Annotated in this window: 19 protein-coding genes and 1 pseudogene; 14 read left to right on the top strand and 6 right to left on the bottom strand. The window is 40.2% G+C overall.

The features are described 5' to 3' along the window. The first annotated feature begins 2 nt into the window (after positions 1 to 2). Entirely contained in the window at positions 3 to 3122 is a 3120-nt protein-coding gene (gene lacZ / locus LPB68_RS18940) for a beta-galactosidase, LacZ type (RefSeq protein WP_068656078.1), read from the top strand. A gap of 66 nt (positions 3123 to 3188) precedes the next feature. Here lacZ and LPB68_RS18945 read toward each other — a convergent pair. Further along, positions 3189 to 3431 (bottom strand): annotated as a pseudogene (locus LPB68_RS18945) (helix-turn-helix domain-containing protein); the annotation flags it as partial. 192 nt (positions 3432 to 3623) lie between these two features. Between LPB68_RS18945 and LPB68_RS18950 the strand changes: the two are divergent. Then, entirely contained in the window at positions 3624 to 4976 is a 1353-nt protein-coding gene (locus tag LPB68_RS18950) for a phenylacetate--CoA ligase family protein (RefSeq protein ID WP_068656077.1), read from the top strand. Positions 4977 to 5021: 45 nt separating this feature from the next. Here LPB68_RS18950 and LPB68_RS18955 read toward each other — a convergent pair whose 3' ends face one another. The 3 genes from LPB68_RS18955 to LPB68_RS18965 all read right to left on the bottom strand — a co-directional run bounded on the left by LPB68_RS18955 (position 5022) and on the right by LPB68_RS18965 (position 8846). Beyond that, positions 5022 to 6005, bottom strand: coding sequence for an aldo/keto reductase (locus LPB68_RS18955; RefSeq protein ID WP_068656075.1), 984 nt, complete (start codon positions 6003 to 6005; stop codon positions 5022 to 5024). An 81-nt stretch (positions 6006 to 6086) separates the two neighbouring features. After that, complete coding sequence (locus LPB68_RS18960) at positions 6087 to 8087, bottom strand: beta-galactosidase (protein ID WP_082865609.1); 2001 nt, start codon at positions 8085 to 8087, stop codon at positions 6087 to 6089. A 111-nt stretch (positions 8088 to 8198) separates the two neighbouring features. After that, entirely contained in the window at positions 8199 to 8846 is a 648-nt protein-coding gene (locus tag LPB68_RS18965) for a metal-dependent hydrolase (protein WP_068656073.1), read from the bottom strand. 190 nt (positions 8847 to 9036) lie between these two features. On the opposite strand from LPB68_RS18965, the gene LPB68_RS18970 reads away from it, so the two are divergent. After that, positions 9037 to 10080: a DUF4349 domain-containing protein gene (locus tag LPB68_RS18970; RefSeq protein ID WP_068656071.1), complete on the top strand. Its 1044-nt coding sequence runs from the start codon at positions 9037 to 9039 to the stop codon at positions 10078 to 10080. Between the two features lie 246 nt (positions 10081 to 10326). Here the strand turns inward: LPB68_RS18970 and LPB68_RS18975 are convergent, their stop codons facing one another. Further along, the gene (locus LPB68_RS18975) at positions 10327 to 11577 is read right to left on the bottom strand and encodes a methyl-accepting chemotaxis protein (protein ID WP_068656069.1); all 1251 of its coding nucleotides are present in this window, start codon (positions 11575 to 11577) and stop codon (positions 10327 to 10329) included. Between the two features lie 229 nt (positions 11578 to 11806). On the opposite strand from LPB68_RS18975, the gene LPB68_RS18980 reads away from it, so the two are divergent. The 9 genes from LPB68_RS18980 to LPB68_RS19020 all read left to right on the top strand — a co-directional run bounded on the left by LPB68_RS18980 (position 11807) and on the right by LPB68_RS19020 (position 22063). Continuing rightward, complete coding sequence (locus tag LPB68_RS18980) at positions 11807 to 13876, top strand: bifunctional aldolase/short-chain dehydrogenase (protein WP_068656067.1); 2070 nt, start codon at positions 11807 to 11809, stop codon at positions 13874 to 13876. Positions 13877 to 13911: 35 nt separating this feature from the next. Continuing rightward, positions 13912 to 15132 carry an L-rhamnose isomerase gene (gene rhaI, locus LPB68_RS18985; protein WP_068656066.1) on the top strand — a complete coding sequence of 407 codons (1221 nt, stop codon included), beginning with the start codon at positions 13912 to 13914 and terminating at the stop codon, positions 15130 to 15132. After that, a complete protein-coding gene (locus tag LPB68_RS18990) occupies positions 15129 to 16601 on the top strand; it encodes a rhamnulokinase (RefSeq protein ID WP_068656064.1) in 1473 nt (490 codons plus the stop codon). Before rhaI ends, LPB68_RS18990 begins: the two co-directional genes overlap by 4 nt. Before the next feature lie 39 nt (positions 16602 to 16640). Continuing rightward, on the top strand, positions 16641 to 17399 hold the full coding sequence (locus tag LPB68_RS18995; protein ID WP_068656062.1) for a DeoR/GlpR family DNA-binding transcription regulator: 759 nt from the start codon (positions 16641 to 16643) through the stop codon (positions 17397 to 17399). Positions 17400 to 17424: 25 nt separating this feature from the next. After that, the gene (locus tag LPB68_RS19000) at positions 17425 to 18153 is read left to right on the top strand and encodes a (Fe-S)-binding protein (RefSeq protein ID WP_068656060.1); all 729 of its coding nucleotides are present in this window, start codon (positions 17425 to 17427) and stop codon (positions 18151 to 18153) included. Continuing rightward, positions 18150 to 19667: a LutB/LldF family L-lactate oxidation iron-sulfur protein gene (locus tag LPB68_RS19005; RefSeq protein ID WP_068656058.1), complete on the top strand. Its 1518-nt coding sequence runs from the start codon at positions 18150 to 18152 to the stop codon at positions 19665 to 19667. Before LPB68_RS19000 ends, LPB68_RS19005 begins: the two co-directional genes overlap by 4 nt. Further along, positions 19660 to 20385 carry a LutC/YkgG family protein gene (locus LPB68_RS19010; protein WP_068656056.1) on the top strand — a complete coding sequence of 242 codons (726 nt, stop codon included), beginning with the start codon at positions 19660 to 19662 and terminating at the stop codon, positions 20383 to 20385. The genes LPB68_RS19005 and LPB68_RS19010 overlap by 8 nt, the downstream gene beginning before the upstream one ends. Before the next feature lie 225 nt (positions 20386 to 20610). Next, positions 20611 to 21213: a hypothetical protein gene (locus LPB68_RS19015; protein ID WP_068656054.1), complete on the top strand. Its 603-nt coding sequence runs from the start codon at positions 20611 to 20613 to the stop codon at positions 21211 to 21213. Between the two features lie 274 nt (positions 21214 to 21487). Beyond that, entirely contained in the window at positions 21488 to 22063 is a 576-nt protein-coding gene (locus LPB68_RS19020; protein WP_068656052.1) for a hypothetical protein, read from the top strand. A gap of 384 nt (positions 22064 to 22447) precedes the next feature. On the opposite strand, the gene LPB68_RS23025 is transcribed toward LPB68_RS19020, so the two are convergent. Next, a complete protein-coding gene (locus tag LPB68_RS23025; RefSeq protein ID WP_068656050.1) occupies positions 22448 to 22645 on the bottom strand; it encodes a hypothetical protein in 198 nt (65 codons plus the stop codon). A 358-nt stretch (positions 22646 to 23003) separates the two neighbouring features. Here LPB68_RS23025 and LPB68_RS19030 point away from each other — a divergent pair, with 358 nt between their 5' ends. Together LPB68_RS19030 and LPB68_RS19035 are read left to right on the top strand one after the other, a co-directional pair. Then, positions 23004 to 23309: a hypothetical protein gene (locus LPB68_RS19030; protein ID WP_157756158.1), complete on the top strand. Its 306-nt coding sequence runs from the start codon at positions 23004 to 23006 to the stop codon at positions 23307 to 23309. A 154-nt stretch (positions 23310 to 23463) separates the two neighbouring features. After that, positions 23464 to 23928, top strand: a complete 465-nt coding sequence (locus LPB68_RS19035) for an RDD family protein (RefSeq protein WP_237087898.1) — start codon at positions 23464 to 23466, stop codon at positions 23926 to 23928. Positions 23929 to 23964 lie beyond the last annotated feature (36 nt).

The following is a 23964-nucleotide window of genomic DNA, read 5'->3' on the forward strand; positions in this document are numbered from 1 at the left end:
ATATGACGAAACAGAAATATAGTTATTCACCACCTGCAAATGGATATCCAGAATGGAATAATAACCCTGATATTTTTCAATTAAATCGGATGGATGCCCACGCCTCTTTAACGACATTTCATTCATTGGAAGAAGCTTTGTCCGGGAAGTCAGATGAATCAGCAAGTATCCATTCTTTGAATGGGACATGGAAATTCGCTTGGGCAAGTAATCCTGAGAAGCGAATCGTCGATTTCTATAAACAAAATGTAGATTGCAGTAAATGGGATGATATATCCGTTCCTTCCCATTGGCAACTCCAAGGTTATGATTATCCGCAGTATACGAACGTTCGATATCCCTGGTCTGAAAGAGAAGATATTAAAGCGCCATTTGCACCAACGGAGTATAATCCTGTAGGGTCTTATGTACGTACCTTTACTGTACCTGAAGCTTGGGAAGATAGTCCTGTATTTATTAGTTTTCAAGGAGTTGAGTCTGCTTTTTACGTATGGGTTAATGGTGAATTGGTTGGGTATAGTGAGGATTCTTTCACACCCGCAGAATTTGACCTAACACCCTATTTAGTATCAGGTGAGAATAAGTTAGCTGTTGAAGTATATCGCTGGAGTGATGCTAGTTGGTTGGAGGATCAAGATTTTTGGCGGATGAGTGGTATCTTTCGCGATGTGTATCTATTTACAACACCGAATATCCATATCTATGATTTCTTCGCACTAGCTGATCTAAAGGATGATTTATTGGATGGGCAACTGTCCGTCACAGCAACAGTCAATAACTATAATGAAAGTCATGCTGCATCAATAAGTATCGAAGCAACTTTATATGATTCCATGCAACAGCCAATATTACAGCAACCTCTACATTTAGATGGGACTCTTAATGGTACTCCTTCAACACAATTTCATGGATCTGTCCATGTTAAACGTCCAATGAAGTGGAGTGCGGAGAAACCTCATTTATATACATTGGTTCTGCAGTTGAAGGATGCTGAGGGAAATTCGTTACAGTTCATTAGTTGTAAGGTCGGTTTCCGTAAATTCGGGATAGAAGATGGCTTGATGAAGATTAATGGTGAAGTCGTCGTATTCAAAGGTGTGAATCGCCATGAATTCTCACCGCTTACAGGACGTGCTGTTGGTGTTGAGGATATGATCACAGATATTCAATTGATGAAATCTCACAATATTAACGCAGTTCGTACCTCTCATTATCCGAATCATCCGAAATGGTATGAATTGTGTAACGAGTATGGTCTGTATGTCATTGATGAGACGAATCTTGAAACGCATGGTAGCTGGACTTATGGTCAGAGTGATTTGGGAGATGCGCTTCCAGGAAGTAAGCCAGAATGGAAGGCGAATGTTCTTGATCGATGTAACGCTATGTTCCAAAGAGATAAGAATCATCCTTCAATCGTAATTTGGTCGCTTGGTAATGAATCTTTTGGCGGGGATAACTTTATTGCCATGCATGATTTTTTACGGGAAGTAGATCCATCACGAATTGTGCATTATGAGGGGATATTCCATCATCGTCAATTTGATGCAGCTTCTGATATTGAAAGTCATATGTATTCTGATATCAAAGTTATTGAACAATATGCACGTAATAACCCGGAAAAACCATTTATTCTCTGTGAATATAGTCATGCAATGGGGAATTCCTGTGGTGGGTTAAATGAATATTGGGAGTTATTTGATCGTTATGATGTTCTTCAAGGAGGATTTATTTGGGATTGGATCGACCAAGCGATCTTAACGAAAACCGAAGATGGTGTGCCTTATCTAGCTTACGGTGGTGATTTTGGAGAATCCCCGCATGACGGGACATTTTGTGGAGATGGGCTAATTTTTGCTGATCGAACCATATCCCCTAAGTTACTCGAAACGAAAAAGTGCTATCAGAACGTGAAATTCGCCATCGAAGATATATTACAAGGACGGATAAAGATTACGAATCAGTATTTGTTTACAAATCTATCTGAATATGAACTTGTGTGGCAATTAACGAATAATGGAATTCAGGAGAAAGAAGGACGGGTAACGATATCTGTAGAACCTAGTTCATCAGTCATTATTGATCTGAAAGAAGCAATTCCTGTACAGGTTCAAGTTGATTCAGAGTATATTCTAACTCTAAGCTTTGTATTGAAAAAGGATACAGAATGGGCGAAACAAGGATATGAATTAGCCTTTGATCAATTTATTGTACCAGCATCTCATGGAGTTGTAACAATGACTAAGATGAAGGATCTTCCTATAGTGCAGGTTACGGATCATGAGAAGGTATTGTCTGTGAGTGGGGAACATTTCGGCATACAATTCGATAAGGCTACTGGAGTGATGTCTTCCTATAAATATCAAGAGAAAGAATTAATTCAACATGCTCCAATTCCAAACTTCTGGCGTGCGCTAACGGATAATGATAGAGGTAATGGTCACGAGCAACGTAGTGGAACATGGCGTGATGCAGGTGTGAATAGAAGACTTGATCATATTACCTATGAAATCCAAGATACAATGGTTAAGTTTGAGGTGACGTACTCACTACCTACTACAACGGTGTCATTATGTCGGTTGACATACACGGTTCATGGGGATGGAGAAGTGATCTTAGATATGTTATTAGATCCAGGCGAAGGTTCGCCAGAGATTCCTGAGATTGGGTTACTATTTACGATGGATGCATCTTATGAGACTTTAAATTGGTATGGTAAAGGGCCACATGAGAATCAATGGGATCGGAATAAGGGAGCGGCAATAGGATTGTATAATGGTAAAGTGCAGGGGCAATGGGTACCTTATTTACGACCGCAGGAATGTGGGAATAAGACGGAAGTTCGTTATGCTTCTATAGTGAATGATCAAGGAGTAGGACTTCTTATTCAAGGTACACCACGCTTCGAACTGAATGTACTTCCATATACTCCTATAGAGATTGAGGCTCATGATCATGCCTATAAATTACCGAAGTCTGATAAATCTGTCGTTCGAGTGAATTATAAGCAAATGGGTGTTGGTGGAGATGATAGCTGGGGATCAAGACCACATCCGGAATATCGGTTACCTGGGAATCGAATTTATAACTTCAGTGTTTCCCTGAAGGGTCATCAGATTTAGTAGAAGACAAATAGCAGATCAAGGATATCCGCCTTGAGCTGCTATTTTTTGTGTGTAATAGGGTTAGTCTGAGTTCTCCTGAACTGTGAAATCAATGGTATTCTTCGCTTGGGGATTTCTCCCAATTAAATAATCAATAGATACTTGGAAAACATCAGCCAATTGTGTGAGTGTTGTGAAGTCCGGTTTTCTACGAGATTTCTCGTAATGTGATAATGCTGCTCGGCTGATCCCTATCGTATTAGATAATTCCTCTTGTGTCCAACCTCTCTGCTCTCGTAATTCTGCAATTCGATTCTCTACCTTCATTCATCTTCCTCCCTGAACACACTACTCTAAAAACAGCTTGACTTGATACAAAATGTATCGTAAATTAACGATATAGAAAAATGATACATTATGTATCAGTATACCGTCAAACTAATTCATTTTACAACCATTTATGAACACTAAGATTCATGGTTCAGTATGAATACTTGATTTAAAGATGAGGTGTTTGAAATGAATCAAAGCAAGGGAGTAGCGGAACCATCGTATTTCCCTTATCGTTACTCTAATGTAGGACGCGATTTCTATGAGTGGCTGGAGAAATTAGAGGGTCTGAGGGATATGGACTACGAGCAGATTCGTGAAGCACAATTTAGATCATTCGCAAGTATTGTTAAGCTGGCGTATGAACATACAATTTTTTATCACCAATTGTATGATGAACATGGATTTCACCCCAATCATTTGAAGGATCTATCCGATATTCAGCGAATTCCTAAGATTACGAAAGCGATGGTGAAAGAGAGTGGTCTTGGCATTCTCGTCTCTAAATATAACCCCAAAATGTTGTCTGTAAGTTCGACAAGTGGTTCAACAGGTAATTCTTTAATGGTATATTCTAATCGGCGGATCGAAGAACGGGAATGGGCAACTACTTGTTATCTTTGGTCTTCTGTTGGATATCGCCCAGGTGATGGTCGGGTAGAGTTCATGGGATACTTCCCAGGTGGTGCAGAGTATACGAATGATCTGTATCATCGCGTTCTTCGCATTAATGTTTCTAAGATCACAATTACCAATATTCGAAAAATATGGAATCTAATTCATGAACTAGGCTATGAATTTATTCATGGATATCCGTCATCTCTAAGTCTTGTTTCTAAATTAGTGTTAGAGAATAATATGGTTAATCAATACCATCCAAAAGCGATTCTCCTTGTTTCAGAAAATATATATGAGCATCAGTATCACACGATAACTTCAGCTTTCCCTCATACCAAATTGCACGCACTTTACGGTCAGTCTGAGCGAACTGTCATGGCAGCTTGGACCGATGATTCACTAGCATATAGCTTCGTGCCTAACTACGGATATGTTGAAATAGATGATTGTACTAACGAGATGATTGGAACATCCTTTATTAATGTTGTGATGCCACTAATTCGATATGAGCTTATGGATATTTCATCAGGAATCATTCCTTCTTCAAGTCACTCTAACTATCTGTTCCCAACCATTCCATCTATTGATGGTAGAGTTGGAGAAATCATGTATAAACCTAATGGGGACATGGTATCATCCGCATTAATAGCTACAACTATACGTGGAACCCAATCTATTTCAGCATATAAATTAATTCAGCATCAACCTAATAAAATCGATATATTAGTAGAAACATTTCAATCCAAAGAACAGGTCATGGACGAACTCAAATTAGTCATAGAGAAGCTTAAATCTATTTTTACAGAATCGATGATGTTTAAGGTTCATATTGTGGATTATATTCCAAGAGAAGTATCAGGAAAGCTAAAAACAGTGGAAGTAGCTAATCATGTCATGTACTCATTGAGAAGAAATGGGGAATAGCCTCTAGACATGTTGTCCAGAAGCTATAAGGATAAACGCCGGTCTCTAGTAAGCACCCCGTATATGTTCTTTCACTTCATGATCATAGAAGGAACGTAAACGGTCCAATTCCTCAGAGCTAAATGCAGGTACATTTATCGTACCTAAATTATCTTCAATCTGACGGACGTTCTTGAATCCAGGGATTACACATGTAATATTCGGGTTCTCAAGAATCCAGCGCATGGATGCACGAGCCATATCTCCCCTGCCTTCTGCGATCCAGGATAGCTCTCTTGCAAGTTCAACGCCTTTAGTGAAAGGGAGCCCTGCGAATGTCTCACCTACATTAAACTGCTCACCATTCGCGTTAAAGTTACGATGATCATCTGCAGCAAATGTACTGTGTTCATTGAATTTACCTGTTAATAGTCCGCTCGCCAGGGGTAATCTTACGAGAATCCCTACACCCGCTGCTTTAGCCTTTGGAAATAGATCTTCAGCTGGCTTTTGCCGAAATAGATTGAATATGACTTGTAAGGATTTGACACCTGGAACTCCTAGACAGAATGAACCTTCCTCGACGGTCTCTACACTCACACCGTAATGACGGATTTTTCCCTCTTGCTGTAGCTTTTCTAATACTTCAAACACTTTACCATCTTTGAGAATAGCAGGTGGTGGACAATGAATCTGATATAAATCAATTCTTTCGCGTTGTAATCGTTTCAGACTGTTCTCACAATACTGACGAACGGCTTCTTCTGTGTAATTGGCAGGATCGTGAATATCACCAGCACGGCAAAATTTCGTGGCAATATGTATATCGTCTTCTTTGCCTTTCGTGGCTTGAGATAGCAACTCTTCCGCATGACCGGATCCATAAACATCCGCTGTATCAAAGAAGTTCACACCCTCATCCATTGCTCGTTGAAGACCAGATAAGGCTTCCTGATCATTAGAGTTACCCCAATCACCACCAATGGCCCACGTGCCAAAGCTAACTTCACTAATCTTCAAGTCTGTATCTCCTAGTAAACGATACCTCATAAGTTCTCCTCCTCAAGTCGTCATATGTTCACAGTATACAATATTGAAATCGTTTGCAACTCTATACTAAATTCATTTATCTTACCGCCATATTATACAAATATCCACGCCGTATGGCTCTAAGGTTAACGTTCCTTCATGGATAACTCCATCGTAGAGAACGCTCTTGTACGAATGTTCTAAGTTAATCATCCGTGTCTCTCTACTTAAATTAAGTAGGAAGAAATAGGTTTGAGATTCTTGCACTCGTACCGATATTTGCACACCTTCTGGTAATTCAGTGAAATGTAGAATTTTCTGATCTACCACTAATTCATGTAGAAGGGATTTCATATAGCTTTCTTCAGGGTGGGTACCTAAATAATATACCTTCCCTTGACCAAATGAATTGACGGTAATTGCTGCTTGTCCAGCATAGAAATCATCATGATAAGAAGCTACTATCTCTGCTGTAGTTGGGTGTAATATATCACACCACTGTGTCGTGGAGAAGGTTCGTTCATCAGTTGTAATGATATGATGGTTGTCATTTGCAATCGGATCATATTCCTTGACATGCACGCCAGTACAATGAGATAACATACCAGGCAAAGGTTCCATCAGACATATATTATTCAAATTCTTCACACCACTTCGATGGGTGATGATTAATGTTCCTCCTGCTGAAGCAAATTCCTCTAATCTATTAGCAATTGTTGTGTCCATTAAGTAAAGACTTGGGGCAATGACAATCTTGTATCCATCAAGCCGCTCAGTCCAATTGATTACGTCAGTGCCAATTCCTAATTTAGTTAATGCTCTGTGCCATTGCTTGATGTTCTCATAATAATTCATTCCTTCTACTTGTGGCTGGATATCTAGCGCAACAAGTTGATCATGAGAGAAGAGAATAGCCACCTCATTGCGGACACTCGTTCCCTCCAACAGATAAGAGAGGGTATTTACTTCCTTACATACTTGAGTAAATTCTTCAAATCTACGTCCAGTAACATTGCTATGATCAATCAGCCCATGCCAGAATTGTTCGGCTCCCATCGTTGCACTTCTCCAGCGGAATTGGACAACGGTATCAGCACCTCTTGCAATGGTCTGCCATATATAGGCACGAATGAAACCAGGATAAGGTGTACGCCACATCGGACCCCAACCCCCAGGAGGTCCACTTAATTGTTCCATGATCCAGAAATTACGTCGTTTAATTCCTCTCGTAACATCCAAAGACAATGCACCACTGTAAGGACCTGTAGTAGTTTTATCTGGTGATGTATTGGGATAATAGTCAAATGCTGCAACATCCAATGGTTCTCCAATTGGATATAAATCTAGTTTTTGTGGATAGCTATGAAAGTTATGTGTAATGAAATGGACTGGGCAATTTCTACGAATGATATCGATTTGTGTCTGTTGATATTGCTGAACAGAAGTAGATTGAAAACGATAGAAATCTAGTTGATAGGATGGATTCTGATGTGGTGACCCACCATATGGTGTCGTTACAAGACTCCAGTCATTGTATTCGCCACTCCAAACTACGGTCCCCCATTCCTGATTTAACTGCTCAAGTGAACCATATTTCAATTGGAGCCATTCGCGAAAACGGATATTACAGGCTTCACAATGACAATAGACTAAGCTAAACTCATTGTCGGTCTGCCACCCGATAACCGCAGGGTGATTTTTATAATGAAGTGTTAATTCCTCTATTATGCGTGATCCGTAAGCTTCTAATGACGTGCTGTTGAAGCAACGATGTCCTCGAACCCCTGCATGATAAGTCTGTCCGTTAGCTTGAATGGGCAGAATATCAGGGCATTTCGCTGTCAACCATCTAGGTGGCGTGTGAGTAGGGGTTCCTATAACAATCTGAATACCTTGCTGGTGAAATAGATCCAATGCCCGATCAAGCCACTCGAAATGAAATTTACCTTCTTCGGGTTCGAATCTACTCCATGCAAATTCACCAACTCGAACGATCTTAACGCCAACTTCTTTCATTTTCATTATATCCTGTTCCCAAAGGGATGGATCCCAATGTTCTGGATAATAATCTACACCCATTTGTATCTTGGAGAAGTTATTCATTAGTTATGGTATCCCTTCGACCATCATATTATATTGAAAACTTGATATTACTAATGATATAAGAATATTGTGATAAAGTCATTTCGGATGACAATAAAAAACAAGCTGCGACTATTTAATCCGCAACTTGATAGATTTCTTATATAGTGGATATAACCATTTCACACCTTGTGGTGTTAAAGTATCCGCAAGCAAATGTGAAAGATAGCTAGTTGTAGCCACAGCCATTAACCCATCCACTTGTAGCTGTTGTTCCATACTATAGCTAATGACTCCCCAGATACACAGAGCCCATATCGTGTGCGTCATTCCTCGATGTTTCAACCAAGGAGCTATAAGCACGAATAACCCTAAGCCGATAATCCAATTCATCTGGAAATGCCAACCACTTACCATCATTAATCCACCGATAACACTCACAAGGGCATTGCGAATGATACCAACTTTGGTAATGAAACCAAATAAGAGAGCTATTAGGCAGATGATAGAATATTCGGGGTAGAATTTCTGTTCGGCAAGAAATAAGAACGTTAACACTGTTGTAAGAATAAGGCCAAGCCAGACAAGAATTTGGCGGATCTGTTTGGATGCTTTTCCTAGACTAGAGCTTAAAATACTGGGACCATCAAGATCAGCACTTAAAGCAGAGAAAGCAGAGACTGCGATATAGAGAGCTGCGTTCTTAACGGTAAATGGTTGAATTAATGTGGCGGCGATACCAATTACCGTTCCAATGGCAAGATGTGTGGAACCTTTCATAAAAACCTCCTGTGACTGACTTCGATGTTAGAATAAAATGCGAATATACAAACGTATGTTTGGATTATTATTATACACTTAAATAATGTACGCAGACAAGAAAAGTATTGTTATTATGCAACCTTCCAAGTATTGTAAGCGTCTTATTTATATGACTTGTAGTCGATATCAATAAACAGGAGGAATGAGCATGCGTAAACGGGGGTTTATCTGCATTCTGCTACTAACATTATTGTTAAGTAGCTGCTCGGCATCAAATTCAGATCAAGCGGTTAGTTCTAACGATTCTTCGGCTAGTGCAGCTAATATGGCAGACACTAGTATGGCAAATGTGGAAACTACAACGGCATTTTCTGAGAAGAAAGATTCAGGTGCAGAGACGGTTATATCAGCAGAACAAGAAAGTCCAGCCTTGCAGACCGGGGAGAGTTTAACAAAGGGAGCAACTTCTACACAACCCGCTGGATTCAACAATGTTGGATCTGCAGAGGCTTTAAACAAAAAGTTGATCTACACAGCCAATCTTGTGATGCGTGTTAAGGAATATGCTACAGCGCAATCCCAAGTGAGGGACTTAGTATCACTATCAGGCGGTTATATTGTGGAATTCACGGAGAATCAATCGACACATGAAGTAGGCGGCACATTTATACTTAAAGTTCCAGCAAATGGCTTCTCAACCTTATTGGGTGAAATTGAACAAATAAAACATGAATCACTTCAACAAAGTATAAAGGGCCAGGATGTGTCCGAAGAGTATGTTGATTTGGAATCTCGACTGAAAGTGAAAGAACTAATGGAAACACAGTATACAGAGTTTATGAAGAAAGCAACCAAAACAACGGAACTAGTAACTTTTGCGAATGAACTGGGTCAGATTCAAGAAGATATTGAATTAATCAAAGGTAGAATGCGCTACATCAATAACAATGTGTCCTATTCGACAGTAGAAATTCGATTGTATCAACAAGAGGGGATTGTGGATAAAGCATTAGTTCCAGAGGAAAAAGCTCCTTTGTTCGAAAGAGCTAACGATGCACTTAAAGGCACAATCAATGTACTGACACTGTTATTCCAGTGGATCGTTGTTATTCTATTCGGGGCTTTACCCGTGATACTTGTTGGTGGCGTAATATTGTTAGTATTATGGATAGCACGGAGAAAGATGAAACAGCGGAATGTGAATGATCAAGGGAATAAGCATGTTTCAAATGATCGAGATGATCAGAATTAATATCAGCAATTATATCTTAAGAATGAACTGATTCACATGCTTCTCTGCCTCATTAATTTCATAAGCATCAGTAATTTTCTACCTTTATAACACGAAAATAGGCATCATGCGTATGATGCCTGAAAACTAAAATAATCGATTAAGTTCGAAGTAGCGAAGAGAACGGAATTGTCCTGTAGCGGCTACCCACGACTGTTTGCAGCTTTTTTCAGAGGCCCATTTCAAATGGGCCTCTTTCGCAATGATTTAGAATTTGAAAATATGAATGGTCTTCTGAAGTTGGAAAACAGCCTTATTCATCGTTTCTGCCTCATCAACAACCATTTGAATGGAAGAAATCTGTTCATTCATCGAAGCAGACACTTGCTGTGTACCAGCTGCTGATTCTTCCGTAATTGCTGAAATGTTCTGAATGGAAGAAGAGATTTTGTGTGCACTTTCCAACATCACATCACTTTCGTTAGAGAAGGAAGCAATTTGTTCGGAGATGTACTGAACACTTTGAACAATCTGGGTGAATATTTCTTCTGCTTCACGAATCATATCATTCTGCTCACGAACAATTTCTTCATTGACATGGATGTGATGGATCGCTTGTTGAACATCTTGCTCAATACTTTTTACTAAGTTGAACACGCCTTGGGTTGATGCAGCGGATTCTTCAGCTAATTTACGAACTTCTGAAGCTACAACAGCAAATCCTCGGCCATGTTCCCCAGCACGTGCAGCTTCTATGGATGCATTCAATGATAATAAATTGGTCTGTTCTGCTAATTCAGATATAGATTTAGTTATTGTGCTGATTCCTTTTGCATTAACAGATAGGGCTTCGATGGTACTAGCAACTTGTTGTGTAGCATGTATATTCTTTTTCATTCCTTCTGATTGATTCTCAACGGACTGACGGCCACTTTCAACAAGTTTCAGAGTATGTAGTGAACGATCATTCATAGCTTTTGTTGAATTTGTGTAATTAGATACCTTTTCCTCGATATCCTGTATGGATTCAGTCATCCCAGCGATATCCTGAGAGATTTCATTGGCACCGATAGCTAATTCATTCGAAGATATTGCTACTTGTGTCATAACTTGTTTAAGTTCCTGATTCTTATCGGTAATACCACGGCTAGTTCCCATAACTTGCTTTGTAATTCCGGATGCTTCAGTTAATATTTTGGTGAGTTTATCGATCATACTGTTGAAAGATTGGTTTAATTGGCTCATGGAGCCGGATTCGTTGGCACGTTCCGTAAAATCACCCTGGGCAATTCTGGCAGTAACGATAGATATTTCATCAAAAGTTGATGAAAGCGTTCTCTCAATAAAGCGTGAAAGAGGATAAGTTAAGCCAAGAAGTAGTAGAATGAGTACAATTCCGATGAGAATTTTACCAATCACGATAAAGGTTACAAGGACGGGGATGGAAAATAAAGCAGCTACGAGGTAGCAACCAGCGATAACCTGTTGTGAAAATGGAAGTTTAAAAAACCATGACATATTATGTATCCTCCTTATATTTGGAAACTACTTGTACACATAATACCATCATGTAGGATATATAGTCTACATAAATAGTCCTATAAATGATGATTAGTAGGATAAATGGACTGAATTTGTCGAAATATTGTTTGTTTATTTTTGATTTATAGATCTATTCAAATACAAACAAATGTAATACAATATAAAAAAATAAAACAATAACATTTATTGGAGATGGTTATTTCAAATGGTGCTTAACAATTGGAATGAGTTGAAAGCGGTTCAATGTGCGACAGGATTAGATGAACTAGTGTATCGTTCGAATATCATTGGAGAGGATCGCCAAGTATGTAATTGGGGTGGGGGTAACACATCTACGAAGACCTTTGTGAAGGATTTCCGTGGTCGTGATGTTGAAGTGATGTGGGTAAAAGGAAGTGGCTCTGATCTTGCGACGATGAATGCGAGTCATTTCACAGGGTTACGATTGGAGGATATCCGGCCTTTATACGAGAAATCAGATATGACAGATGATGAAATGGTTCAGTATTTGAATCATTGTATGATTGATGCGAAACATCCTCGGGCATCCATTGAGACATTATTACATGCTTTTCTCCCATTTAATCATGTTGATCATACACATCCTGATGCGATCATAAGCTTATGTTGTGCAGATAATGGTAAGGATATTGCCCAAGAAATATATGGAGACCGATTCGTATGGGTGCCATATATTAGACCAGGGTTTACTCTTTCTCAAATGATTGCTAGAGGTGTATTAGCCAATCCTAATGCTGAATTAGTACTGATGGAGAAGCATGGTCTAGTCACTTGGGGCGACACTTCAGAGGCATGTTATGCCAGAACAATTGAAGTTATTAATGAGGCTGAACAATATATTGAGAATAAGGTAGATACAGAGAACTTATTTGGCGGACTTATTTCGGAAGCGCTCACTCAACAAGAACGTAAACATATCGTTGCGAAGATTTCTCCGTTAATCAGAGGGCTAGTGAGCCAGGAGACAAGAATGATTCTGACCTTCGATGATGCAGAAGATGTATTGCAATTTGTGAATAGCCGTGATTCTGCTACGCTTTCACAGATTGGTGCAGCTTGTCCAGATCATTTGGTGCACACGAAAGTTGTACCGCTATTTCTGGATTGGACACCGAATGTTAATGATTTGGATGGTTTAAAAAATACACTGATTGAGGGAATCCATGCTTTTAAAAAGAAATATATTTCCTATTTCGATGAGAACAAGCATGAAGGCGATGTCATGTTCGAGCCTGCACCACGAGTCATTCTTATTCCTGGGATTGGGATGATCAATACAGGTAAAAGCTGGTCAAATTCTAAAGTGAGTGGAGCTTTATACCATCGTGCCATTGCTGTAATGAGAGGGGCTCCATCTATAGGAAACTTCGTATCTCTTAGTGAAAATGAATCCTATAACGTTGAGTATTGGCCTCTTGAATTATATAAATTATCTCTTGCTCCAGCTGAAGCGGAATTCTCTAGAAAAATAGCCTTTATTACAGGTGGTGCTGGTGGTATTGGAAGTGAAACTGCGCGAAGATTAGTGTCTGAAGGAGCACATGTTGTGCTTGCAGATCTCAATTTGGAAGGCGCACAGAAAATAGCTATGGAGATTAATACAAGGTACGGAGCAAACAGAGCGCTGGCTGTGCAAATGGATGTCACGAAGGAAGATGATATTGCAAATGCTTATGAAGAAGCAGCGATCATGTACGGCGGTATTGATATTATTGTGAATAATGCGGGTCTGGCAACATCTAGCCCATTTGATGAGACTTCTTTGAAGGAATGGAATCTCAATATTTCTGTTCTTGGAACAGGCTACTTCTTGGTAGCACGTGAAGCATTTAAGCTGATGAAAGAGCAAGCGATTGGAGGGAATATGGTATTTATAGGATCCAAAAATTCAATTTACGCTGGGAAAAATGCAGCAGCATACAGTTCTGCTAAAGCCCTCGAAGCACATCTAGCTCGGTGCATAGCCGTAGAGGGTGGTGAATTTGGAATTCGTGTAAATACAATTCTTCCAGATGCTATATTACAAGGCTCTGCTATCTGGAACTCTAATTGGCGGAATGAACGTGCAGCTGCATACGGAATCGAACCTCATGAGCTAGATGAACACTATCGTAAACGGACGACGCTATTGGTTAATATTTACCCGAAAGATATTGCCGAAGGCATCGCATTCTTTGCATCTTCCAAGTCGGATAAGACAACAGGATGTATGTTAACGATTGATGGCGGTGTTCCTGCCGCTTTTACTAGATAGATGTTATTAAAGTGAACTCAGAGAGGATGCGAAATATGATAGATCGGGCTTATGCATTATTCGAAGAGCAACAACAGGCGAGAGGAATTAATCTTGATCTCGTGAAGCAGAAATTACAACAACTTCGTATTGAGACGCCTTCTTGGGGATATGGGGATTCAGGAACGCGATTTAAAGTCTATCAGAAGAATGGTGTACCCCGTACCCCTTTAGAGAAAATGGAGGATGCTGCTCAAGTACATGCATTGACAGGTCTGGCACCTTCGGTAGCTATTCATATTCCATGGGATAAAGTTGAGGATTACGGCAAACTACGATCTCATGCTGAGAGTCTTGGACTTCGCATTGGAGCGGTGAACCCGAATCTTTTTCAAGACGATGATTATATGCTTGGTAGTGTGACGAACTCTGATGCGATAATTCGCCGAAAGGCGACAAATCACCTATTAGAATGTGTGGATATTGCTAAAGAGACTGGTTCTCGAGATATTAGTCTATGGTTCGCTGATGGAACGAACTATCCAGGTCAAGGGCATATTCGTAAACGAAAGGCTTGGATGTACGAGGCTTTGGAGGAATTATATAAGAAATTAATTCCACAAATGAGAATGTTAATTGAATATAAGTCGTTCGAACCAGCATTCTATCATACCGATCTAGCAGATTGGGGAATGGCTTATCAAATGGCTATGAAGTTGGGTCCGCAAGCGGAGGTGCTCGTAGATACGGGACATCATGCACAAGGAACGAACGTAGAGCATATTGTTGCTTACTTGATTGATGAGAAAAGATTGGGTGGTTTCCATTTCAATGCTCGTAAATATGCAGATGATGATCTGATCGTAGGGTCTATGAATCCGTATGAATTATTCCTAATATTCTATCAAATCATAAGTGCTTCTGAAGATCAGGATGCAAGTATTGTACAGACGGTTAATAACATCGCGTATATGATCGATCAAAGCCATAATATTGAACAGAAGATTCCTGCAATGATCCGTTCTGTTCTAAATGTCCAGACTCAATTCGCGAAGGCACTTCTAGTCAATCATGCGGAAGTAGAAGCTGCACAAGCTCGTAATGACGTTCTAGGTGCTGAAGATGCCGTTCGCCAAGCGTACGAATGTGACGTGACACCGCTACTTCATATGATTCGTGAAGAGCAACACTTACCATTGAATCCGATGAAGGCCTATCTGGAGGGCAGTTATGATCAAGCAATACAGGTAAGGGGTAAGGGTGGTGCAAGCTGGTGAATGTACTGGCCTATGATCTGGGAGCAAGCAGTGGGAGAGCAGTAATCGGCCACTTGAAGGATTCAAAGATGGAAGTTGAAGAAATTCATCGTTTCTCAAATGATCCAGTGCATGTGGGTGATCGCTTACACTGGGATATCCTTCGACTAATACATGAGATTAAGCAGGGGTTACTGATCACAAAAGTTCAGAAGTTGACGATTAAGAGTCTCGCGATTGATTCTTGGGCTGTAGATTTCGGGATGATCGGTCAACATGGTGAGCTTATCGGAAATCCTTATCATTATCGTGATCAACATACAGATGGAATGATGGAGAAAGTTCTTGCAAAACTGCCAATGAAGGAAATATTCAGCAGAACGGGAATTCAGTTCTTATCGATAAATACACTGTACCAATTAGCATCACTTCAGCAAGCAGGTTCTCCTCTTTTAAAAGAAGGAAAGCATTTACTGATGATCCCAGATCTTCTTCGTTATTTCTTAAGTGGGGAAGCCGTTCATGAATTTACGAATGCTACTACGACACAAATGTATAATCCAGTAGAGGGTCAATGGGATTCTACCATTATTCAACGAATGGGATTTCAGGAATCTTGGTTCGGTCGAGTGGTTCAGCCAGGAACGCATGTAGGTCAGTTAAGTTCAGGGATACGACATGAGCTTGGGTTAGCATCCATTCCGATCTATACTGCAGCTGAACATGATACAGCTTCGGCGGTAGTAGCTGTTCCTGCTACGGAAAGGTCTTTTGCTTATTTAATATGTGGTACTTGGTCATTGATGGGTACTGAGGTGCAGGAGCCTATATTAAGTGATCTGGTACTTGAATTAAATTTCACGAACGAAGGGGGTGCCTATGGCACTTACCGCTTATTGAAGAACATTATGGGATTATGGATATTACAAGAATGTAGAAGAGAATGGGAACGTGCAGGGCTTGTGTATTCTTTTCCAGAACTAGTCCAGCTGGCACAACAGGCAACACCGTTCTATTCACTGATTGATCCTGATGATCTCGTATTTATGCCTTCAGGGGATATGTCAGAACGAATTCGAAATTATGCGGTACAGACAGGACAGAAATCACCTGAAGGGATTGGCGCAGTCGTAAGGTGCATTTTGGAGAGTCTTGCTTTAAAATATCGATATGTATTGGAATTGACGGAACGGTTATCTGGTCAGAACTTTCAAGGCCTTCATATGGTTGGAGGTGGCATCCATAATACGCTTCTATGTCAATGGACAGCGAACGCAGTAGGGAAGCCGGTATGGGCAGGGCCAGCAGAAGGAAGTGCCATCGGTAATTTGACTGTTCAATGGATTGCGCATGGAGATTTCCTAGATGTATGGGAAGCAAGACGTGTCATTCGGGATTCTTTCCCGATCACGATTTATGAGCCGGAACAATTTGATATGTGGGAAGAGGCATATGGTCAATTTCGCAGGATAACATGTATAACGAAATGATTGTTCTAGCTTAAATAAAGGCAGAGAAAGAGGTAAGTTATGTTAGTTGCAGAGCGTTACGAGAAAATTGTTGGATTAGTGAATGATCGAGGAAGTATCCGGGTATCGGAACTCAGTGAGTTATGTCATGTGACAGAAGAGACGATCCGCCGAGATCTTGATCGATTGGAGAAGTCTGGACGTCTGCGTCGTTCTCATGGTGGGGCAGTTCATATCAAGGAACATCATCCTGAGACGCCTTATGGGGAACGGGAGATTATGCATGCAGAGGAGAAGCGAAGTATTGCAAAGGAAGCAGTGAAGAGGATTCAACCCAATGACCGGATTCTCTTGGATGCTAGTACAACGGCATGGTATATGGCAGCGAATTTACCGGATATTCCACTCACAGTTCTTACCAATTCTATCAAGGTCGTTCTAGAACTAAGCGGAAAAGAAAAGATTCAGGTCATTTCAACAGGGGGATTGCTTTCTCAGAGATCCTTGTCGTTTGTGGGACCATTGGCTGAACGAACCTTGGAGACCTATCATGTGGATAAATGTTTTTTCTCTTGTAAAGGTGTTCACTTGGAACGTGGGGTTAGTGAATCTAATGAATTACAGGCACAGGTGAAACAGCGAATGATAGGAATTGCCGATCAGGTATTCCTGCTAGCCGATTCTAGTAAATTCGGTCTGCAATCTTTTACACATGTATCTGAGCTTAATGGAGTGAGCGAGATTATTACGGATCACCATCTTGATCAGCTTATACAACAGCAATTACAAGAGCGTTCTATTAAAGTAACCATGGTTTAAGAAGGTCTAAAAGTGAGGTGCGATGATGAAAGTAAGTATGTTCATAACCTGTATAAGTGATGCTGTCTATCCTCGAGTTGGAGAAGCTATGGCTCGATTGTTAGCTAGATACGGTATTGCACTTGACTTCCCTTCTATTCAGACTTGTTGTGGACAACCAGCATTTAATAGTGGTTATTGGAAGGAAGCACGAGCGTCAGCTCTTACGATTCTGGAAGCGTTTGAGGAAAGTGACTTCGTAATTGCACCTTCAGGTTCCTGTATCGGTATGATTCATCATTATCCAAAATTATTTGAAGATGATTCCGTCTTATTAGCTAGAGCAAAGCGATTGCAGCAAAAGTCCTATGAGTTCACACAGTTTCTCGTACAAGTGTTAGGTGTAACAGATGTAGGGGCAACCTTCCCCCATAAAGTCACTTATCATCCATCCTGTCACGGAAGCCGAATCCTCGGGGTTAAGGAAGAGCCTATGGCTTTGATGCGAAATGTTAAGGACATGGAGCTTATTCCGCTTCCTTTCGCCGAAGATTGCTGTGGATTCGGTGGAACTTTTGCTGTCAAGATGTCGGATATTTCAGGTGCGATGGTGATGGAGAAGACCGAGCATGTGCTAGAAAGTGAAGCAGAGGTACTTGTTGGACTGGACATGGCCTGTCTGATGAATATTGCTGGGAATTTACGCTATCGGAATAAGCCGATTAGGGTGATGCATTTAGCAGAATTGTTAGTTGAAGGGGTGAAGCATGCATGAGTAAGGTAGCGGATGTCAAAAGCTCTACTGTCAAAGAGCGTGCTGAACTGGCTTTACATGATGATTTTCTAAGGAAAGCTGTGAAGTTTACGACTGAACGATTACGTGATGGTAAAAAAAAGGCCTCGGACGATCTCGGAAATTGGGAGGAATGGCGTGAGCGTGGTCGGCAGATCAGATTGCATACGATTGCTCATCTAGATTATTATCTGAATCAATTCGCTAATCAGGCTAGATTGAATGGCGTGCATGTTCATTTTGCGGACACAGCCGAGGATGCTGTGAAGATTACACTTGCCATTGCGAAGCAGAAACAAGCATCATCTGTCGTGAAATCGAAGTCTATGGTCACCGAAGAACTACATTTGAATCAGGCGCTTGAATCAATCGATGTAGAAGTTGTTGAGAGTGATTTGGGTGAATATATTATCCAACTGGCTGGAGAGACACCTTCGCATATAATCATTCCGGCCATTCATAAGAATCGTTACCAGATTGCTGAGCTATTATCTAAGGAAGCTGGAGAGGTATTACCTCCCGATACTGCGATTCTCGCTGGATTTGTGCGTAAGAAACTAAGGGAGAAATTCCTTGAAGCAGATATTGGGATGACCGGATGTAATTTTGCGATTGCAGAGACCGGATCTATCGTATTATTTGAGAATGAAGGTAATGCACGGATGGTATCGACCGTACCTTCTACGCAAATCACATTAATGGGCATGGAACGAATTATTCCTTCGTGGAGTGACCTAGAAGTCATGGCGACGCTACTACCCAGGTCTGCAACAGGGCAGAAAATAACGGTATATATGTCTGGCATAACCGGACCTCGTAGACTAGAAGATGCGGATGGTCCAGATGAAATGCATATTATCATTCTGGATAATGGACGTTCTTTACAACTAGGTGATCCAGAATTTCAGGAATTACTTAACTGTATTCGCTGTGGTGCTTGTTTAAATGCTTGTCCTGTTTATCGGCATATTGGAGGTCATGCATATGGTGGAACATACAGTGGCCCAATTGGGGCGGTATTAACACCTGCACTGAACAAGAATATTGACCAATGGGATGATATTGCCAGTGCGTCAACCCTTTGTGGCGCTTGTTATGAAGCTTGTCCTGTCAAAATACCATTACATGAGATGTTGATCTACTTACGTAGACGGAAGGTTGAACGGGGCTTAGGAGATAAGATGGAATCTATCGGGATGCGTGGGTTCGCGGCGATCATGTCTAATTCGAAATATTATGATAGCGCTTTAAAAGTTGGGAGAATAGCGCAGAAACTAGTTGTTAAAGATGGGGAAATCACCTCGAAGATAGGTCCACTTAAAGGATGGAATAACTATCGAATTGCTCCTAGCTTGTCTAAGAAATCATTTCGAGATCAATGGAGTACATTGGAAAAAGAGATTAGAGATGGGTTACTTGAGATGGATCCTGCGGTTTCCAGTCGAATGGAAGAGATCGTCAAGATTCGGAAAGCGGGAGGAAATGACCATGACTGAGGCACATCAAGCGTGGTTGGCACAAATGGAATCAGAATCTCGCGTGAAGCAGGAACAATTCATGAAAGGAATCGCTGAGAGATTGCGGCGTCCGCGTCTCACGAATGCTCCACCACATCCTTTTGAAGGAGCACCGGAATTCTGGAGATCCTTTGAATGGTCTGTTGAAGAAAGAGTTCAATACTTCACAGAAAATATGGTGGCTGCTGGTGGACATGTGCACAGACTACCTACTATGGAAGAAGTGCAATCTTTCATCTGCGAGAAAGTGGAAGAATTATCTGCACGAACGATTATTCGTCAGAATGAAGATGAATTGAATGAGCTTCTCTTGGAAGAACATCTAGCACAAGTCGATATGTCTCTGTGGAATAGCAGCGATGATGAAGATTGGATAGCACGTGCTGCTGGAGCAGATATCGGGATTGTCATGGCGGATTATGCCGTGTCACATACGGGGTCCATCGTCGTGCTTTCATCTAAAGATAAAGGGAGATCGGTCAGCCTCTTGCCTACAGTACTGATTGCCATTATCCCCATAGAACGATTAAAGACTCGGTTAGGTGAAGTGTTGATCGATTTCGATCAAAGTGGACGCGACCAACTCCCATCCGGAATCCACTTCATCTCCGGCCCCAGCAGATCCGCAGATATTGAGAATGATCTTACCATTGGCGTGCATGGACCAGGCGTCGTGTTTGCGATAATTGTGGGATGAGTTGGCAGAGGGTGTTAGGATAGTTCATGAGACTCTCAACCCAGAGTTAATGGAAAGTAAAGAACCGTAATTAAGCTTTATCTAGGGAGTTTTCAACTGCTAGTTTCGCGGATTTTATATCATTTTGGGTCGGAGAACACTATCACTTATACTATTTAATCATTACCTTTTCATGGCACGCTTCATATACTTTAGTGTTAGCCAACATTAGAGGAGTGTGTAGTGATGAAAAAGAAGCTTACGATACCGGTTCCCAGAAATCGATATTTTGTTAGAGGCTATATTAAACCCAGTGCTGCATCTATCACACAAACTAGGCCAGTTTTTCTGTATGCTTATAATGTACAGAGGAACGCTAATTTTAGAGCTAGATGTGGGTGTAGCCCCATTGGAACCTGTAACTCTTTAAATCGGGGAACTTCATTCTGTACTGTTGATTACAATGCTGGAGTTCCAGCAGCAGCTAAGTACAGAATCAAAGTATATATTAAACATTACGGACGGGAGTACTATAATCGTGGTGATACAAATTTTGAAACGATTTGGAGAAGATTCATTAATGCACCTAGCTCCTATAACCATTTTACAACAGCTATACTCGATGGTCCGGGAAGCCCTGGTCGTGCTGGGTATTTTCAAAATGATAATAACGATACCCCAGGGCCAAATACAGGAACGCTAGGGCTTCAAGTTTTTGATAGAACCACTAATCCTCCCGTTACCGTATACAGAGCTTTATGGTATTTCGACCAGGGATTTGCGAATTTTGGTCGGGAGTGGCTAAGATGTGGGCATGATTACGCATTTTTATTTAGAGATACCCCGTAATAGTTACTCATTTTGAGAAAAAAATGGATGCTTCGTTTTCAAATAGAGTATTGTTAATGCTTTTGTTACGCCAAGAAGAGGCTGCTGGTGATGAGGCAGCCTCTTTTCAGTTAACGGAACAGATTTGTTTAATTGAGCGAACTTTGTACCTATAGTTTCCTGATGAATATTGCGTTAAAGTTTTCCGTTAGCGCAATTTAGGATATCTAATAGATCACATAGCAATGTATCGATGCATAAGATTTAGTGATAGATTTAGAAAGGAGAATGTCTATTGAAAAAGAAAATTGTTATCAAAAGAAAACTACGTTCTTTAAAAATCTTCCGACGGTCCGCATCTGCCTCTCAGGTCGATTATATCTTTGAAGCCAGTGCTAGACGAAATCCTAACTTTAGAAACAGGTGCAATTGTAGTATCGATTTTCCTTGTAGCTCCGAAGATGATGGGCAATCTTATATGACGATCCGTAACCAAACTAGTAAGAGAATCATAGTTCGTCTTAATGCATTAGGAAGAGAGAAATGGGATCGCGGTACTACTTTTGATGAAAGATGGAACAACTTCATCATTGATGATGAATTCCGTCTGCTTAATTCAGGCATAATTGAGCCTGGCGCAAATCGTGGTAAGTATTTCAGAAACTTTGTCAGACCAGCGGAAGGTGGTCGCGTTGGTAATAATAAAGGAACATTAGGGCTTGAAGTTTTTGACCCTCGTACGAATCAACGATTATACAGAGCCTTATGGTATGAGCAAAATTGGGCGGTTTGGGGTAATAAGTGGCTAAGATGCGGTCATGATTACACCTTTTCGTTCTTCGAGGCTTTAATTCAGGCGAAGTATAAATAGTTATTGATAAATCAGAATATTATGCCATCACTCTTAATTGGATAAATGGACTGAAGAAATAGTGGTGGCATAATATAGAAGTAATGATTTTTATTTCAAAAATATCCCTCCTGTAACGAATACGTTAAATGGACAATACTGCTGCTATTTTGGTTTTCACTCCAATCGGTATATGCCAGTTCTCTGCCCGAAGGGCTCCAAGAGGTTGTCAGATTTTCGATATCTACCGCGATCTGGTTAACAAATCGTATTGTTTGGTATTCAGATGATACAGATACAGGCTTTTGGGATAGGAATCCGACAGCTCTTCGAGGCTCATTTTGCCCAAATCTTCGTTTTCTTTTGAAATAATGATCGTTTCTTTATCCATCCAATCGGAAATGGCTATATTCTCATAGTGATCAATTTTTCCCACGGTAACATCGGGCTCGCCTGATTCTTTGCTGGCATCGTCAATGACTGTTGTGGTATTCCCGGGCACTTGAATGACAGGTTAGTTACGACCTGATCCGTTTTGCAGGCAGTGAGAGTCATTAGTAACGCCGGAACAATTGGCATCATGATTATTGGGGTTTTCTTCATTTGGAACGTCTCCTCGAATTATGATCACAATCAGGAATGTACAACACTAAAATAAATATCGCTAAATTTGTCCATATATTACCAATTATCAAATTACATTAATGACGTAAATTGGAATCGAATTGTTGTACTATCCTTTCCGTTAGCTATTCATACAGCAAAAGCGTTGCACTTCAGAAGATGAAAACTATTATTATCAATATTTATGGTCAAGACACAAACATTTCACCTAACAAAGCGTTGTATAATATATGTTGTGAGTAGGATTAAGAAGTTAGCTGAAATTGACCAAGACTTAGAAATAAGAACTATCATAAAAATTTTAATGATCAGAATCTATTTAGATTTGGGGGCACTAATGAAGGTTAATAAAAGATTATTAATTGAATCAATAATGATCTCAATTTTAATTGTTCTAGCATTTCTTGGGTGGGGAATAGTTCGAGGTATGTATTTAACTAAGAACTATGTACCCGACATAGTTGGTAGTTATGAGGCAATTGATTATTTACAACATGAAATTTCTTTTGGGATAGTAAAAGACAGAAGTAGCTGGATAACAGTACTCATAAGTTTTAGTGGATTTTTGTTTATGATAGCAGCATATTATGGAAGTCGGGTATTTCTAAATCAGATGATAAAGAAGAATAGAGTCAATAAATGACTTGATTTAAATCATAAGAAAGACACTGAATACTTGTGGGATGTACTAGTAGTGCTGAAGTTACTGAAATTGAAGATAGTTTTGAATTCCAAAAGGTGAAGTAGATGATGAGGTTTTAGTAAAAATTAAATATGATTCAAGAATTATGGAGACAATGATTAAATCTAACCAGAAAAGAGCGAGCAAATTTATGGAAAGTGCGGGCTTTTGGATTAGAATCGGAGCAACATTATTAGATGCAATCATTGTCAGTATACCGTTAGCATTTTTCTCCTTAATTATTACAGGTGGGGAAAACAATGAAGAATTAGTTACAGACATTTTATCATTTTTGTATTCATTACTACTACCTGTTGTATGGGGTGGATATACCATTGGAAAGCGTATTTGTGGGATAAAAATTAGAAGAGTAGATGATCATTCTTCACCTGGGATTGTGACAATGTTATTACGTAATTTAGTGGCAGGTGTTATCTATGGTCTGACATTTGGAATCGGTGTAATTATCAGCGCATTAATGGTTGGGCTTAGAGAAGATAAAAGATCAATTCATGATTTTATTGCGGGAACGGAAGTAGTATTTGACTCAGTTGATATGATAACAAGAAAGCATAATTAGAGTAACTCTTCTCTTCATTTCTACATTAATTATATA

This window comes from Paenibacillus crassostreae, from assembly GCF_001857945.1.
GTDB classification, from domain to species: domain Bacteria; phylum Bacillota; class Bacilli; order Paenibacillales; family Paenibacillaceae; genus Paenibacillus_AQ; species Paenibacillus_AQ crassostreae.

Bases quoted from the DNA above. Each gene is read 5' to 3' on its own strand.
- LPB68_RS18975 (WP_068656069.1), bottom strand. From the start codon at position 11,577: ATGTCATGGTTTTTTAAACTTCCATTTTCACAACAGGTTATCGCTGGT.
- LPB68_RS19000 (WP_068656060.1), top strand. From the start codon at position 17,425: ATGAAAGTAAGTATGTTCATAACCTGTATAAGTGATGCTGTCTATCCT.
- LPB68_RS18995 (WP_068656062.1), top strand. From the start codon at position 16,641: ATGTTAGTTGCAGAGCGTTACGAGAAAATTGTTGGATTAGTGAATGAT.
- LPB68_RS19035 (WP_237087898.1), top strand. From the start codon at position 23,464: ATGATTAAATCTAACCAGAAAAGAGCGAGCAAATTTATGGAAAGTGCG.
- LPB68_RS19005 (WP_068656058.1), top strand. From the start codon at position 18,150: ATGAGTAAGGTAGCGGATGTCAAAAGCTCTACTGTCAAAGAGCGTGCT.
- LPB68_RS18960 (WP_082865609.1), bottom strand. From the start codon at position 8,087: ATGAATAACTTCTCCAAGATACAAATGGGTGTAGATTATTATCCAGAA.
- LPB68_RS18970 (WP_068656071.1), top strand. From the start codon at position 9,037: ATGCGTAAACGGGGGTTTATCTGCATTCTGCTACTAACATTATTGTTA.
- LPB68_RS18955 (WP_068656075.1), bottom strand. From the start codon at position 6,005: ATGAGGTATCGTTTACTAGGAGATACAGACTTGAAGATTAGTGAAGTT.
- rhaI (WP_068656066.1), top strand. From the start codon at position 13,912: ATGATAGATCGGGCTTATGCATTATTCGAAGAGCAACAACAGGCGAGA.
- LPB68_RS19030 (WP_157756158.1), top strand. From the start codon at position 23,004: ATGAAGGTTAATAAAAGATTATTAATTGAATCAATAATGATCTCAATT.
- LPB68_RS18965 (WP_068656073.1), bottom strand. From the start codon at position 8,846: ATGAAAGGTTCCACACATCTTGCCATTGGAACGGTAATTGGTATCGCC.
- LPB68_RS18950 (WP_068656077.1), top strand. From the start codon at position 3,624: ATGAATCAAAGCAAGGGAGTAGCGGAACCATCGTATTTCCCTTATCGT.
- LPB68_RS19015 (WP_068656054.1), top strand. From the start codon at position 20,611: ATGAAAAAGAAGCTTACGATACCGGTTCCCAGAAATCGATATTTTGTT.
- LPB68_RS23025 (WP_068656050.1), bottom strand. From the start codon at position 22,645: ATGAAGAAAACCCCAATAATCATGATGCCAATTGTTCCGGCGTTACTA.
- LPB68_RS18980 (WP_068656067.1), top strand. From the start codon at position 11,807: ATGGTGCTTAACAATTGGAATGAGTTGAAAGCGGTTCAATGTGCGACA.
- lacZ (WP_068656078.1), top strand. From the start codon at position 3: ATGACGAAACAGAAATATAGTTATTCACCACCTGCAAATGGATATCCA.
- LPB68_RS19010 (WP_068656056.1), top strand. From the start codon at position 19,660: ATGACTGAGGCACATCAAGCGTGGTTGGCACAAATGGAATCAGAATCT.